The sequence below is a fragment of the Cedecea neteri genome, assembly GCF_000758325.1.
In the GTDB taxonomy this organism is placed as follows: Bacteria; Pseudomonadota; Gammaproteobacteria; order Enterobacterales; family Enterobacteriaceae; genus Cedecea; species Cedecea neteri_B.
The window spans coordinates 1,317,135-1,330,868 of the sequence record NZ_CP009459.1; the positions used below are offsets into that span (position 1 = coordinate 1,317,135).

The 13,734-nt window shown below is 50.3% G+C and carries 11 protein-coding genes, 4 tRNA genes and 1 rRNA gene; 15 read left to right on the top strand and 1 reads right to left on the bottom strand.

Features of this window, described 5'->3' with window-relative positions:
• Window positions 1–91: 91 nt before the first annotated feature.
• The 3 genes from rrf to birA all read left to right on the top strand — a co-directional run bounded on the left by rrf (window position 92) and on the right by birA (window position 2,508).
• Window positions 92–207, top strand: a 5S ribosomal RNA gene (gene rrf, locus LH86_RS06190).
• 313 nt (window positions 208–520) lie between these two features.
• Window positions 521–1,549, top strand: a complete 1,029-nt coding sequence (murB, locus tag LH86_RS06195; protein ID WP_039305958.1) for a UDP-N-acetylmuramate dehydrogenase — start codon at window positions 521–523, stop codon at window positions 1,547–1,549.
• Window positions 1,546–2,508: a bifunctional biotin--[acetyl-CoA-carboxylase] ligase/biotin operon repressor BirA gene (birA, locus tag LH86_RS06200; protein WP_039299351.1), complete on the top strand. Its 963-nt coding sequence runs from the start codon at window positions 1,546–1,548 to the stop codon at window positions 2,506–2,508. Before murB ends, birA begins: the two co-directional genes overlap by 4 nt.
• 27 nt (window positions 2,509–2,535) lie before the next feature.
• Here birA and coaA read toward each other — a convergent pair whose 3' ends face one another.
• Window positions 2,536–3,489: a type I pantothenate kinase gene (coaA, locus tag LH86_RS06205; RefSeq protein WP_039305962.1), complete on the bottom strand. Its 954-nt coding sequence runs from the start codon at window positions 3,487–3,489 to the stop codon at window positions 2,536–2,538.
• 453 nt (window positions 3,490–3,942) lie between these two features.
• Between coaA and LH86_RS06210 the strand changes: the two genes are divergently transcribed.
• From LH86_RS06210 to rpoB, 12 genes are all read left to right on the top strand, one after another.
• Window positions 3,943–4,018, top strand: a tRNA-Thr gene (locus tag LH86_RS06210).
• A gap of 12 nt (window positions 4,019–4,030) precedes the next feature.
• Window positions 4,031–4,115, top strand: a tRNA-Tyr gene (locus tag LH86_RS06215).
• Between the two features lie 117 nt (window positions 4,116–4,232).
• Window positions 4,233–4,307, top strand: a tRNA-Gly gene (locus LH86_RS06220).
• Between the two features lie 9 nt (window positions 4,308–4,316).
• Window positions 4,317–4,392, top strand: a tRNA-Thr gene (locus tag LH86_RS06225).
• Window positions 4,393–4,504: 112 nt separating this feature from the next.
• Window positions 4,505–5,689 carry an elongation factor Tu gene (gene tuf / locus LH86_RS06230; RefSeq protein ID WP_038476797.1) on the top strand — a complete coding sequence of 395 codons (1,185 nt, stop codon included), beginning with the start codon at window positions 4,505–4,507 and terminating at the stop codon, window positions 5,687–5,689.
• 234 nt (window positions 5,690–5,923) lie between these two features.
• A complete protein-coding gene (gene secE, locus LH86_RS06235) occupies window positions 5,924–6,307 on the top strand; it encodes a preprotein translocase subunit SecE (protein WP_008460146.1) in 384 nt (127 codons plus the stop codon).
• A gap of 1 nt (window position 6,308) precedes the next feature.
• Complete coding sequence (gene nusG / locus LH86_RS06240) at window positions 6,309–6,854, top strand: transcription termination/antitermination protein NusG (protein ID WP_003862341.1); 546 nt, start codon at window positions 6,309–6,311, stop codon at window positions 6,852–6,854.
• A 154-nt stretch (window positions 6,855–7,008) separates the two neighbouring features.
• Entirely contained in the window at window positions 7,009–7,437 is a 429-nt protein-coding gene (gene rplK / locus LH86_RS06245) for a 50S ribosomal protein L11 (protein WP_008460147.1), read from the top strand.
• Between the two features lie 3 nt (window positions 7,438–7,440).
• Entirely contained in the window at window positions 7,441–8,145 is a 705-nt protein-coding gene (gene rplA / locus LH86_RS06250) for a 50S ribosomal protein L1 (RefSeq protein WP_039289255.1), read from the top strand.
• Window positions 8,146–8,444: 299 nt separating this feature from the next.
• On the top strand, window positions 8,445–8,942 hold the full coding sequence (rplJ, locus tag LH86_RS06255) for a 50S ribosomal protein L10 (RefSeq protein WP_002438625.1): 498 nt from the start codon (window positions 8,445–8,447) through the stop codon (window positions 8,940–8,942).
• Between the two features lie 66 nt (window positions 8,943–9,008).
• Entirely contained in the window at window positions 9,009–9,374 is a 366-nt protein-coding gene (gene rplL, locus LH86_RS06260; protein WP_008460150.1) for a 50S ribosomal protein L7/L12, read from the top strand.
• 326 nt (window positions 9,375–9,700) lie between these two features.
• Window positions 9,701–13,729, top strand: coding sequence for a DNA-directed RNA polymerase subunit beta (rpoB, locus tag LH86_RS06265; RefSeq protein ID WP_039299356.1), 4,029 nt, complete (start codon window positions 9,701–9,703; stop codon window positions 13,727–13,729).
• Window positions 13,730–13,734 lie beyond the last annotated feature (5 nt).

Genomic DNA, 13,734 nt, shown 5'->3' on the forward strand with positions numbered 1-13,734 from the left:
CAACACCGAAGGTGTTTTAGAGAGATTTTCAGCTTAGTTCAGGATTAGATTGATGGTTATGCGCGAGCATAGCGGTCAATAACAGAATTTGCCTGGCGGCCGTAGCGCGGTGGTCCCACCTGACCCCATGCCGAACTCAGAAGTGAAACGCCGTAGCGCCGATGGTAGTGTGGGGTCTCCCCATGCGAGAGTAGGGAACTGCCAGGCATCAAATAAAACAAAAAACCTCAGCCTGACGGCTGGGGTTTTTTGTTTATCTGGTATCAGGAAATTCTCTGCACGAGCATGGGCATGCGACAAAAGTGTCGGGAACACTTTTGAACGCCGCTCGCGGCGGCCCCGGAGGGGCGAGTATCAGGATGATACGAGAATTGTAGGGAACTGCCAGGCATCAAATAAAAGCGAAAGGCTCAGTCGAAAGACTGGGCCTTTTTGCTGTGCGTGTTCAACTGAGACAGGCAAGCCAATCCTAACAGGATCGGGTAAACTAGTTGAGTTGATATTCCGGAAAATGGCTGACATGAACTCCTCTCTTAAACCCTTCAATACCTTCGGTATTCAGGCAACTGCGGCACATATTGTTATCGCTGAATCTGTACAACAGCTTACTGAAGCATGGGCAGAATCGACGCAGGCTCATCAGCCAGTCCTTATTCTGGGGGAAGGCAGTAACGTTCTTTTCCTCGAAAACTTCGAAGGCATGGTCATTATCAATCGCATTAAAGGAATTGAGATTGTTGAGACGGATGATGCCTGGTTGCTCCATGTCGGCGCTGGTGAAAACTGGCATCACCTCGTGGAATATACTCTCCAACAAGGCATGCCTGGTCTGGAAAACCTCGCTCTGATTCCGGGCTGTGCTGGCTCATCGCCCATTCAAAATATTGGTGCATATGGTGTTGAAATTAAACAGGTATGTAACTATGTCGATTGCGTTGAGCTAAGTAATGGCCAGGCACTGCGTTTAACAAACGCAGAATGTCGCTTTGGCTACCGGGACAGCATCTTTAAACATGACTACCAGGACCGCTTTGCAATTATTGCCGTTGGCTATCGCTTGCCTAAAGCCTGGAGGCCGGTGCTCAGCTACGGCGATCTGGCTAAACTGGATCCTGCGATTGTTACACCCCAGCAGGTTTTTGAAAGCGTCTGCAATATGAGACGCTCGAAGCTGCCCGATCCAAAAGTGAATGGTAATGCCGGCAGTTTCTTCAAAAACCCCGTTGTTAGCGCGGAACAGGCAGAAAAACTGATTTCTTGCGGCGCGAACGTCCCCCATTACCCTCAGCCAGATGGCAGCGTTAAACTTGCAGCAGGTTGGCTGATCGATCAATGCCAGTTGAAGGGATACCGCATTGGTGGAGCTGCGATTCATCGGCAACAGGCTTTGGTTATCATTAACGAAGAAAATGCCAGCAGCGCAGATATTGTTGCCCTTGCACACTACGTACGCCAACAGGTTGGTGAAAAGTTTGATGTCTGGCTTGAACCAGAAGTTCGCTTTATGGCGAGCAAAGGGGAAGCCAGTGCCGTGGAGACTATCGCGTGAAAGACAATCGAGTTCCGTTAACGTTAATTGGTATTCTGGCAGACGGTGAGTTTCATTCAGGTGAGCAGCTGGGTGAGCAGTTAGGGATGAGTCGTGCGGCCATTAATAAGCACGTACAGACTCTGCGAGACTGGGGTATTGACGTATTTACCGTGCCGGGGAAAGGATATAGTTTGCCGGAGCCTATCCAATTACTGGATGAAGGCTTTATTAAGTCACAAATAGCTAACGGGAGCGTGGCTGTCCTCCCGGTGATTGATTCTACCAACCAGTATCTGCTCGATCGCCTTAATTCCCTTCAATCTGGTGATGCCTGCATAGCTGAATATCAGCAGGCCGGGCGTGGAAGACGAGGCCGTCAGTGGTTCTCGCCCTTTGGAGCAAATCTCTATTTGTCCATGTACTGGCGTCTGGAACAGGGGCCAGCTGCGGCAATTGGGCTCAGTCTGGTTATTGGTATTGTGATGGCGGAAGTATTACAACGCCTTGGCGCTGAAGACGTCAGGGTAAAATGGCCAAATGACCTCTATCTCAATGACCGTAAGCTTGCTGGTATTCTGGTTGAACTCACCGGTAAAACAGGGGATGCAGCGCAAATCGTTATCGGCGCTGGGATCAATCTTGCAATGCGTAATGTTGCTACAGATGTGATTAATCAGGGATGGATCAACCTTCAGGAAGCTGGTATCCGCATTGACAGGAATACGTTGGCTGTCACTCTAATCCAGGAATTACGTACGGCATTACAACTCTTTGAGCAAGAAAGTTTATTACCGTTCCTGCCTCGTTGGGAAAAACTGGATAACTTTATTAATCGGCCGGTAAAACTCATTATTGGAGAACGAGAGGTTCATGGAATATCTCGCGGCATTAATGAGCAGGGTGGATTATTGTTGGAGCAGGACGGAGTAATAAAGGCCTGGGTTGGCGGTGAGATTTCTCTGCGCGGCGTAAATTAAAGAGAGGGGGAATCCCCCCTCATCTTATTATTTTCTCAGCTTGACACAATCAACGGCATGATTAGCACTTTTTGTCATAATCAAGCTTGCACGATCTCGTGTTGGTAATATGTTTTGTTTTAAATTCAATAAATTAATTTCATTCCATAGCTGCGTTGCAATGTTTATCGCTTCATCTTTAGAGAGCTTTGCATAGCTGTGGAAATAAGAGTTTGGATCGGTGAATGCACCTTCACGGAACTTTAAGAACCGATTTATATACCAATTCTGTAATAGTTCTTCCGGCGCATCTACATATATAGAAAAATCTACGAAGTCAGAAACAAATACATGATGTGGGTCGTGAGGATAATCCATTCCGCTTTGCAGAACGTTTAACCCTTCCAGAATCAAGATATCCGGCTGGGCAACGGTCTTATCGCCCTCGGGGATCACGTCGTACACCAAATGTGAGTACACAGGTGCCGTCACGTTGGTTGCGCCAGATTTGATGTCAGAGACAAACTTCACCAGGCGATGCATATCATAGGATTGAGGGAAACCTTTCTTCTTCATCAAATTGCGCTCTTTAAGCACTTTATTTGGATGAAGGAAGCCGTCGGTGGTAATCAGTTCAACCTGACGATGCTCAGGCCAACGGCTGAGTAGCGCCTGCAGCACACGCGCTGTCGTGCTCTTTCCGACAGCCACGCTTCCCGCAATACTGATGATGTAGGGAATACGTTGGCCATTGGTGCCAAGGAACTGCTCGAGTACTGCCTGGCGCCGTAGGTTTGAACTGATATAGAAATTGAGCAGACGAGACAGCGGCAGATAAATCTCCGCCACCTCTTCCAGGGAGAGGTCTTCGTTAATGCCTTTTAACCGGGCGATTTCCCCTTCGGTTAACGTCATGGGAACAGAGTCACGCAATGCTGCCCATTGGCTCCGGTCAAATTGTAGATAAGGGGTTGTTGCCAACATTTGCTCTTTATTACTCATAAGCATGCTTCTGCCTGTAATTCAGGACAAAATTTACGCGCTACATTCTCGAACGCAAGTAATCAGACGTTGTGTATAAAAAGTATGCCGCGTATTTAACTTTTCAACAGTGGGCAGGAGGGTAACACCTGAATGAAGAGAACGATAAGAAAAAATCAACAACATTGATGTATTACGGCGGGTGCATCACGTTGCGCTTGCAGTGAAAGAAGGGGCTGCGAGCTATTTTAGAGGGACAGTCTTATTTCTGATGATTATTATTTGTCATTCAGGCATCGTCAGGCACCTACTCCCAGGAAAAACGGATGCCGGGAACGATGAAAATTTGCTCTCAATTGGTGCTTTAGCCGCCATATTCTCGAGATCTAGCGCAAAATATGAGCGGTAGTGCATTTTATGCGATTTTTTTGTTGCATGAGCGGCGCTCTCTTCCTAGAATGCGCGCTACTTGATGCCGGCTTAGCTCAGTAGGTAGAGCAACTGACTTGTAATCAGTAGGTCACCAGTTCGATTCCGGTAGCCGGCACCATCAAGTACCCCAGGTGGGGTTCCCGAGCGGCCAAAGGGAGCAGACTGTAAATCTGCCGTCATCGACTTCGAAGGTTCGAATCCTTCCCCCACCACCATATTCGGCAACGCATTGCGAAGCCCGGTGCGATAAACGAACAGTTTGTCGACCCGAATACTGAGAGGCCTTCTCTCATATTCACTACAGAAAGATTCAGGTAGCCGAGTTCCAGGATGCGGGCATCGTATAATGGCTATTACCTCAGCCTTCCAAGCTGATGATGTGGGTTCGATTCCCACTGCCCGCTCCAACAAGATGTGCTGATATAGCTCAGTTGGTAGAGCGCACCCTTGGTAAGGGTGAGGTCGGCAGTTCGAATCTGCCTATCAGCACCACTTCTTTATCTCCTCCCTGTTTCTCTTCTGTTAATGCATTCAGCTAATTCAGGCATATGCCTGGTTGATGTGGTGATATCACCGATTTATCCGTGTCTTAGAGGGACAATCGATGTCTAAAGAAAAGTTTGAACGTACAAAACCGCACGTTAACGTCGGTACTATCGGCCACGTTGACCATGGTAAAACAACGCTGACCGCTGCAATCACTACCGTTCTGGCTAAAACCTACGGTGGTTCTGCTCGTGCATTCGACCAGATCGATAACGCACCAGAAGAGAAAGCTCGTGGTATCACCATTAACACCTCCCACGTTGAGTACGACACCCCGACTCGTCACTACGCGCACGTTGACTGCCCAGGGCACGCCGACTACGTGAAAAACATGATCACCGGTGCTGCTCAGATGGACGGCGCTATCCTGGTTGTTGCTGCGACTGACGGCCCTATGCCTCAGACCCGTGAGCACATCCTGCTGGGTCGTCAGGTTGGCGTTCCTTACATCATCGTGTTCCTGAACAAATGTGACATGGTTGATGACGAAGAGCTGCTGGAACTGGTTGAAATGGAAGTTCGTGAACTTCTGTCTCAGTACGACTTCCCAGGCGATGACACCCCAATCATCCGTGGTTCTGCTCTGAAAGCGCTGGAAGGCGAAGCAGAGTGGGAAGCTAAGATCGTTGAACTGGCTGGCTTCCTGGATTCTTACATCCCAGAACCAGTACGTGCAATCGACCTGCCGTTCCTGCTGCCAATCGAAGACGTATTCTCCATCTCCGGTCGTGGTACCGTTGTTACCGGTCGTGTAGAGCGCGGTATCGTTAAAGTGGGTGAAGAAGTTGAAATCGTTGGTATCAAAGATACTGCGAAATCTACCTGTACCGGCGTTGAAATGTTCCGCAAACTGCTGGACGAAGGCCGTGCTGGTGAGAACGTAGGTGTTCTGCTGCGTGGTATCAAACGTGAAGAAATCGAACGTGGTCAGGTACTGGCTAAGCCAGGCTCTATCAAGCCACACACCAAGTTCGAATCTGAAGTGTACATCCTGTCCAAAGACGAAGGCGGCCGTCATACTCCGTTCTTCAAAGGCTACCGTCCACAGTTCTACTTCCGTACTACTGACGTGACCGGTACCATCGAACTGCCAGAAGGCGTAGAGATGGTAATGCCAGGCGACAACATCAAAATGGTTGTTACCCTGATCCACCCAATCGCGATGGATGACGGTCTGCGTTTCGCAATCCGTGAAGGTGGTCGTACCGTTGGTGCAGGCGTTGTAGCTAAAGTTATCGCTTAATCGCTGATAACATTTGACGCAATGCACAAGAAGAGGGCATCATTTGATGCCCTTTTTGTACGCTTTCGAACCAGAACCTGGCTCATCAGTGATTTTTTACCGATAATCATTGCTGAGACAGGCTCTGAAGATGGCGTTTATGCCGGGTAGTGTCTGAAAAGAGCCATTCGGTTTGGTTTGCCTCGCAGTGGCGGGGCAAAAGTGTTTGTCTGATTTATTGTGACAGGTTGGTTTATGAGTGCGAATACCGAAGCTCAAGGGAGCGGGCGTGGCCTCGAAGCGATGAAGTGGCTGGCAGTAGTCGTTTTGCTGCTCGTGGCAATCGTGGGCAACTACATTTATCGTGATATCACTCTGCCGCTTCGAGCACTGGCTGTGGTCATTCTGATTGCAGCAGCAGGTGGTGTTGCGCTGCTGACGGTAAAAGGCAAAGCAACCGTAGCGTTTGCTCGTGAAGCAAGAACGGAAGTACGTAAGGTTATTTGGCCTACTCGCCAGGAAACTCTGCACACCACTTTAATCGTGGCAGCGGTTACCGCTGTGATGTCACTGATTCTGTGGGGGCTGGATGGTATTCTGGTCCGCCTGGTATCTTTTATTACTGGCCTGAGGTTCTGAGATGTCTGAAGCCCCTAAAAAGCGTTGGTACGTCGTTCAGGCGTTTTCCGGTTTTGAAGGTCGTGTAGCCACGTCGCTGCGCGAACATATCAAACTCCATAATATGGAAGAGCTGTTTGGCGAAGTGATGGTTCCAACCGAAGAGGTTGTTGAAATCCGCGGTGGCCAACGCCGTAAGAGCGAACGTAAATTCTTCCCGGGTTACGTTCTGGTCCAGATGGTGATGAACGATGCGAGCTGGCACCTGGTGCGTAGCGTTCCGCGCGTAATGGGTTTCATCGGCGGGACTTCCGATCGTCCAGCCCCAATCAGCGATAAAGAAGTTGATGCGATCATGAACCGCCTGCAGCAGGTGGGTGACAAGCCGCGTCCGAAAACGCTGTTTGAACCAGGTGAAATGGTTCGCGTTAATGACGGTCCATTTGCGGACTTCAACGGTGTAGTGGAAGAAGTGGATTACGAGAAGAGCCGCCTGAAGGTTTCCGTTTCCATCTTTGGTCGTGCAACACCGGTTGAGCTGGATTTTGCTCAGGTGGAAAAAGCCTGATAATTTGATCGTTTAAGCAGCGATTGTTCATTGCACAGGGCGCGAAATTGGCATACAATTTCGCGCCTTTTGTTTTTATGTGTCCAGTACACGTAAGACGTTTATTCACGGGGAGCCTTCTTGAGGCGCTATTACCCAATCAGAGGATTTTAGAATGGCTAAGAAAGTACAAGCCTACGTCAAGCTGCAGGTTGCAGCTGGTATGGCGAACCCAAGTCCACCAGTTGGTCCAGCTCTGGGTCAGCAGGGTGTGAACATCATGGAATTCTGTAAAGCGTTTAACGCAAAAACTGAATCCCTGGAAAAAGGTCTGCCAATTCCGGTTGTTATTACCGTTTACGCTGACCGTTCTTTCACTTTCGTTACCAAAACCCCTCCAGCAGCAGTTCTGCTGAAGAAAGCGGCTGGTATCAAGTCTGGTTCCGGTAAGCCGAACAAAGACAAAGTAGGTAAAGTTTCCCGCGCCCAGCTGCAGGAAATCGCGCAGACCAAAGCTGCCGACATGACTGGTTCCGACATTGAAGCGATGACTCGCTCCATTGAAGGTACTGCACGTTCCATGGGCCTGGTAGTGGAGGACTAAGAAATGGCTAAACTGACCAAGCGCATGTCCGTGATCCGTGACAAAGTTGATGCTACCAAACAGTACGACATCAACGAAGCTATCGCTCTGCTGAAAGAACTGGCTACCGCTAAGTTCGTTGAAAGCGTTGACGTTGCTGTTAACCTGGGCATCGATGCTCGTAAATCTGACCAGAACGTTCGTGGTGCAACTGTACTGCCACACGGTACTGGCCGTTCCGTTCGCGTAGCCGTATTTGCTCAGGGCCCTAACGCTGAAGCAGCTAAAGCTGCTGGCGCAGAGCTGGTAGGTATGGAAGATCTGGCTGACCAGATCAAGAAAGGCGAAATGAACTTCGACGTTGTTATCGCATCTCCAGATGCAATGCGCGTTGTTGGCCAGCTGGGTCAGGTTCTGGGTCCACGCGGCCTGATGCCAAACCCGAAAGTTGGTACCGTAACTCCTAACGTTGCTGAAGCAGTTAAAAATGCTAAAGCAGGTCAGGTTCGTTACCGTAACGACAAAAACGGCATCATCCACACCACCATCGGTAAAGTGGACTTTGACGCTGACAAACTGAAAGAAAACCTGGAATCTCTGCTGGTTGCGCTGAAAAAAGCAAAACCATCTCAGGCAAAAGGCGTGTACATCAAGAAAGTTAGCATCTCCACCACCATGGGTGCAGGTGTTGCGGTTGACCAGGCTGGTCTGAACGCAGCGGCGAACTAATAATCGCCTTTACGCGGGCGAAAGATTAGTCTATTATCTTACGCCCGTTGTTCTGTTTAGGCAGAACACAAAGAATTTTCGGTTGGAGCCTGGCCTTATCCAGGCCTCCGTCCAAGACCGCAGGTGTTTCGCAAGAGACTTAATTGCCTGCGTAGACGGTGACAGAACCTGAAGAATATTTTTAGATAGTCTTTAGCTTGTTTCTGCTCACCGTATGTAGACGCACTTTTCCATTTTGGTTAAGTGCGAAGTGAGTTTCGGGACGTTTCGTCCCGGCTAAAACCCAGGAGCAAAAGCTAATGGCTTTAAATCTTCAAGACAAACAAGCGATTGTTGCTGAAGTCAGCGAAGTAGCCAAAGGCGCGCTGTCTGCAGTAGTTGCGGATTCCCGTGGCGTTACTGTAGACAAAATGACCGAACTGCGTAAAGCAGGTCGCGAAGCCGGCGTTTACATGCGTGTTGTTCGTAACACCCTGCTGCGCCGTGTTGTTGAAGGTACTCAGTTTGAGTGCCTGAAAGACGCGTTCGTTGGTCCGACCCTGATTGCATATTCTATGGAACACCCGGGCGCTGCTGCTCGTCTGTTCAAAGAGTTCGCTAAAGCGAATGCAAAATTTGAGGTCAAAGCCGCTGCCTTTGAAGGTGAGCTGATCCCGGCGTCGCAAATCGACCGCCTGGCAACTCTGCCGACCTACGAAGAAGCAATTGCACGCCTGATGGCAACCATGAAAGAAGCTTCGGCTGGCAAACTGGTTCGTACTCTGGCTGCTGTACGCGATGCGAAAGAAGCTGCTTAATCGCAGTTTTCTTTATCAAGTATTCGCTTACGTATAAACTTATTCTGATATTCAGGAACAATTTAAATGTCTATCACTAAAGATCAAATCATTGAAGCAGTATCCGCTATGTCCGTAATGGACGTTGTAGAACTGATCTCTGCAATGGAAGAAAAATTCGGTGTTTCTGCTGCTGCTGCTGTAGCTGTTGCTGCTGGCCCAGCTGAAGCTGCTGAAGAAAAAACTGAGTTCGACGTTATTCTGAAATCTGCTGGCGCTAACAAAGTTGCCGTAATCAAAGCAGTTCGTGGCGCAACTGGCCTGGGTCTGAAAGAAGCTAAAGACCTGGCAGAAACCCCGAATGCCGTTCTGAAAGAAGGCATCAGCAAAGACGACGCAGAAGCTCTGAAAAAATCTCTGGAAGAAGCTGGCGCTGAAGTTGAAGTTAAATAAGCCAACCTTTCCGGTTGCAGCCTAAGTCATTAGGCTGATGGCTGGTGACTTTTTAGTCACCAGCCTTTTTGCGCTGTAGGGTGCCAGTAGTGTTTCACACTGTTTGACTGCTGGTTTCCATTCAATGCATGTTTCTATCGACGCCTTAATATACTGCGACTTTCTACGCCGGGAGTTCCGGGGTAAAGCGCAATGAAATGGTTTAAGAGTGATAGAAACAGGTATTGCGGGGAGTGTTCCACTTTCCGGTCCACAAAATAGTGTTGCATAAACTGCCCCTTTCGACGGGCAGATGGGTCGACTTGTCAGCGAGCTGAGGAACCCTAATGGTTTACTCCTATACCGAGAAAAAACGTATTCGTAAGGATTTTGGAAAGCGTCCACAAGTACTGGACATTCCTTATCTCCTTTCTATCCAGCTTGACTCGTTCCAGAAGTTTATCGAGCAAGATCCCGAAGGACAGTACGGCCTGGAAGCAGCTTTCCGCTCCGTATTCCCGATCGCAAGCTACAGCGGTAACTCCGAGCTGCAGTATGTGAGCTATCGCCTGGGCGAACCTGTATTTGACGTTAAAGAATGTCAAATCCGTGGCGTGACGTATTCTGCTCCGCTGCGTGTAAAACTGCGTCTGGTGATCTACGAGCGCGAAGCGCCGGAAGGCACCGTTAAAGACATCAAAGAACAAGAAGTGTACATGGGCGAGATTCCGCTCATGACCGACAACGGGACCTTCGTTATCAACGGTACTGAGCGCGTTATCGTTTCTCAGCTTCACCGTAGCCCGGGTGTGTTCTTCGACAGTGACAAAGGTAAGACCCACTCTTCAGGGAAGGTGCTGTATAACGCACGTATCATCCCTTACCGTGGTTCCTGGCTGGACTTCGAATTCGACCCGAAAGATAACCTGTTCGTGCGTATTGACCGTCGCCGCAAACTGCCTGCGACCATCATCCTGCGCGCACTGAACTACACCACTGAGCAGATCCTTGACCTGTTCTTTGAGAAAGTTAATTTCGAAATCCGTGACAACAAGCTGCAGATGGAGCTGGTACCGGAGCGCCTGCGTGGCGAAACCGCCTCCTTCGACATCGAAGCTGACGGCAAAGTGTACGTTGAAAAAGGCCGCCGTATCACCGCGCGCCACATTCGCCAGCTGGAAAAAGACGATATCAAACATATCGAAGTTCCTGTTGAGTACATTGCCGGTAAAGTTGCGGCTAAAGACTACGTTGATGCTTCTACCGGCGAACTGATTTGCCCGGCGAACATGGAACTGTCTTTGGATCTGCTGGCCAAACTGAGCCAGTCAGGCCACAAGCGTATCGAAACGCTGTTCACCAACGACCTGGATCACGGCCCGTACATTTCTGAAACCGTACGCGTCGACCCAACCAACGACCGCCTGAGCGCGCTGGTTGAGATCTACCGCATGATGCGTCCTGGTGAGCCACCAACACGCGAAGCAGCCGAAAGCCTGTTTGAGAATCTGTTCTTCTCTGAAGACCGCTACGATCTGTCTGCGGTAGGTCGTATGAAGTTCAACCGTTCTCTGCTGCGTGAAGAGATTGAAGGTTCCGGTATCCTGAGCAACGACGACATCATCGAAGTGATGAAGAAGCTCATCGATATCCGTAACGGCAAAGGCGAAGTGGATGACATCGACCACCTCGGCAACCGTCGTATCCGTTCCGTAGGCGAAATGGCGGAAAACCAATTCCGTGTTGGCCTGGTGCGTGTTGAGCGTGCGGTGAAAGAGCGTCTGTCTCTGGGCGATCTGGATACCCTGATGCCTCAGGACATGATCAACGCCAAGCCAATCTCTGCGGCAGTGAAAGAGTTCTTCGGTTCCAGCCAGCTGTCTCAGTTCATGGACCAGAACAACCCGCTGTCCGAGATTACGCACAAACGTCGTATCTCCGCGTTGGGCCCAGGCGGTCTGACCCGTGAGCGCGCGGGCTTCGAAGTACGTGACGTACACCCAACCCACTACGGTCGTGTGTGTCCAATCGAAACCCCTGAAGGTCCAAACATCGGCCTGATCAACTCCCTGTCCGTGTACGCACAGACTAACGAATACGGCTTCCTTGAGACTCCGTATCGTCGCGTGGTTGACGGTGTTGTGACCGACGAAATTCATTACCTGTCTGCTATCGAAGAAGGTAACTACGTCATCGCTCAGGCGAACACTAACCTGAACGAAGAAGGCCGTTTCGTAGACGACCTCGTTACCTGCCGTAGCAAAGGCGAATCCAGCTTGTTCAGCAACGACCAGGTTGACTACATGGACGTTTCCACCCAGCAGGTGGTTTCCGTCGGTGCGTCCCTGATCCCGTTCCTGGAACACGATGACGCCAACCGTGCATTGATGGGTGCGAACATGCAACGTCAGGCGGTTCCAACTCTGCGTGCTGATAAGCCGCTGGTTGGTACCGGTATGGAACGTGCTGTAGCCGTTGACTCCGGTGTTACTGCCGTAGCTAAACGTGGCGGTACCGTTCAGTACGTTGATGCATCCCGTATCGTTATCAAAGTTAACGAAGACGAGATGTACCCAGGCGAAGCGGGTATCGACATCTACAACCTGACCAAGTACACCCGTTCTAACCAGAACACCTGCATCAACCAGATGCCTTGTGTGTCCCTGGGTGAGCCGATCGAACGTGGCGACGTGCTGGCAGACGGCCCGTCTACCGACCTCGGTGAGCTGGCGCTTGGCCAGAACATGCGCGTAGCGTTCATGCCTTGGAACGGTTACAACTTCGAAGACTCCATCCTCGTATCCGAGCGTGTTGTTCAGGAAGACCGTTTCACCACCATCCACATTCAGGAACTGGCTTGTGTGTCTCGCGACACCAAACTGGGGCCAGAAGAGATCACTGCTGACATCCCTAACGTGGGTGAAGCTGCGCTCTCCAAACTGGATGAATCCGGTATCGTGTACATCGGTGCTGAAGTGACCGGCGGTGATATTCTGGTTGGTAAGGTAACGCCGAAAGGTGAAACCCAGCTGACGCCAGAAGAAAAACTGCTGCGTGCAATCTTCGGTGAGAAAGCGTCTGACGTTAAAGACTCTTCCCTGCGCGTACCAAACGGTGTTTCCGGTACTGTTATCGACGTTCAGGTCTTCACCCGCGATGGTGTGGAAAAAGACAAACGTGCGCTGGAAATCGAAGAGATGCAGCTGAAGCAGGCTAAGAAAGACCTGTCTGAAGAACTGCAGATCCTCGAAGCGGGTCTGTTCAGCCGTATCTATGCCGTGCTGGTTTCCGGTGGTGTTGAAGCTGACAAGCTCGACAAACTGCCACGTGACCGCTGGCTGGAACTGGGCCTGACCGACGAAGAGAAGCAAAACCAGCTGGAGCAGCTGGCAGAGCAGTACGACGAGCTGAAGCACGAGTTTGAGAAGAAACTCGAAGCTAAGCGCCGCAAAATCACTCAGGGCGATGACCTGGCACCTGGCGTGCTGAAAATCGTGAAAGTGTATCTGGCCGTTAAACGTCAGATTCAACCTGGTGACAAGATGGCAGGTCGTCACGGGAACAAAGGTGTTATCTCCAAGATCAACCCGATCGAAGATATGCCATACGATGAAAACGGCACGCCGGTAGACATCGTACTGAACCCGCTGGGCGTACCATCTCGTATGAACATCGGTCAGATCCTGGAAACCCACCTGGGTATGGCTGCGAAAGGCATTGGCGAGAAGATCAACGCCATGCTGAAACAGCAGCAGGAAGTCGCGAAACTGCGCGAATTCATCCAGAAAGCGTATGACTTGGGTACAGACGTTCGTCAGAAGGTTGATCTGAATACCTTCACCGACGAAGAAGTTCTGCGTCTGGCTGAAAACCTGAAAAAAGGTATGCCGATTGCTACTCCGGTATTCGACGGTGCAAAAGAGTCGGAAATCAAAGAGCTGCTGCAACTCGGCGGTCTGCCATCTTCTGGTCAGATTACCCTGTTCGACGGCCGTACCGGTGAACAGTTTGAGCGTCAGGTAACCGTAGGTTACATGTACATGCTGAAACTGAACCACTTGGTTGACGATAAGATGCACGCGCGTTCTACCGGTTCTTACAGCCTGGTTACTCAGCAGCCGCTGGGTGGTAAGGCTCAGTTCGGTGGTCAGCGCTTCGGTGAGATGGAAGTGTGGGCGCTTGAAGCATATGGCGCTGCATATACCCTGCAGGAAATGCTGACCGTTAAGTCTGATGACGTGAACGGCCGTACCAAGATGTATAAGAACATCGTGGATGGCAACCATCAGATGGAACCGGGCATGCCGGAATCCTTCAACGTTCTGTTGAAAGAGATCCGTTCGCTGGGTATCAACATCGAGCTGGAAGACGAGTAATCGTT

What these genes read in the sequence shown, in the direction of transcription:
- tuf (WP_038476797.1), top strand. Translation starts at nt 4,505, where the DNA reads ATGTCTAAAGAAAAGTTTGAACGTACAAAACCGCACGTTAACGTCGGT.
- murB (WP_039305958.1), top strand. Translation starts at nt 521, where the DNA reads ATGAACTCCTCTCTTAAACCCTTCAATACCTTCGGTATTCAGGCAACT.
- secE (WP_008460146.1), top strand. Translation starts at nt 5,924, where the DNA reads ATGAGTGCGAATACCGAAGCTCAAGGGAGCGGGCGTGGCCTCGAAGCG.
- nusG (WP_003862341.1), top strand. Translation starts at nt 6,309, where the DNA reads ATGTCTGAAGCCCCTAAAAAGCGTTGGTACGTCGTTCAGGCGTTTTCC.
- rplL (WP_008460150.1), top strand. Translation starts at nt 9,009, where the DNA reads ATGTCTATCACTAAAGATCAAATCATTGAAGCAGTATCCGCTATGTCC.
- rpoB (WP_039299356.1), top strand. Translation starts at nt 9,701, where the DNA reads ATGGTTTACTCCTATACCGAGAAAAAACGTATTCGTAAGGATTTTGGA.
- rplA (WP_039289255.1), top strand. Translation starts at nt 7,441, where the DNA reads ATGGCTAAACTGACCAAGCGCATGTCCGTGATCCGTGACAAAGTTGAT.
- rplK (WP_008460147.1), top strand. Translation starts at nt 7,009, where the DNA reads ATGGCTAAGAAAGTACAAGCCTACGTCAAGCTGCAGGTTGCAGCTGGT.
- rplJ (WP_002438625.1), top strand. Translation starts at nt 8,445, where the DNA reads ATGGCTTTAAATCTTCAAGACAAACAAGCGATTGTTGCTGAAGTCAGC.
- coaA (WP_039305962.1), bottom strand. Translation starts at nt 3,489, where the DNA reads ATGAGTAATAAAGAGCAAATGTTGGCAACAACCCCTTATCTACAATTT.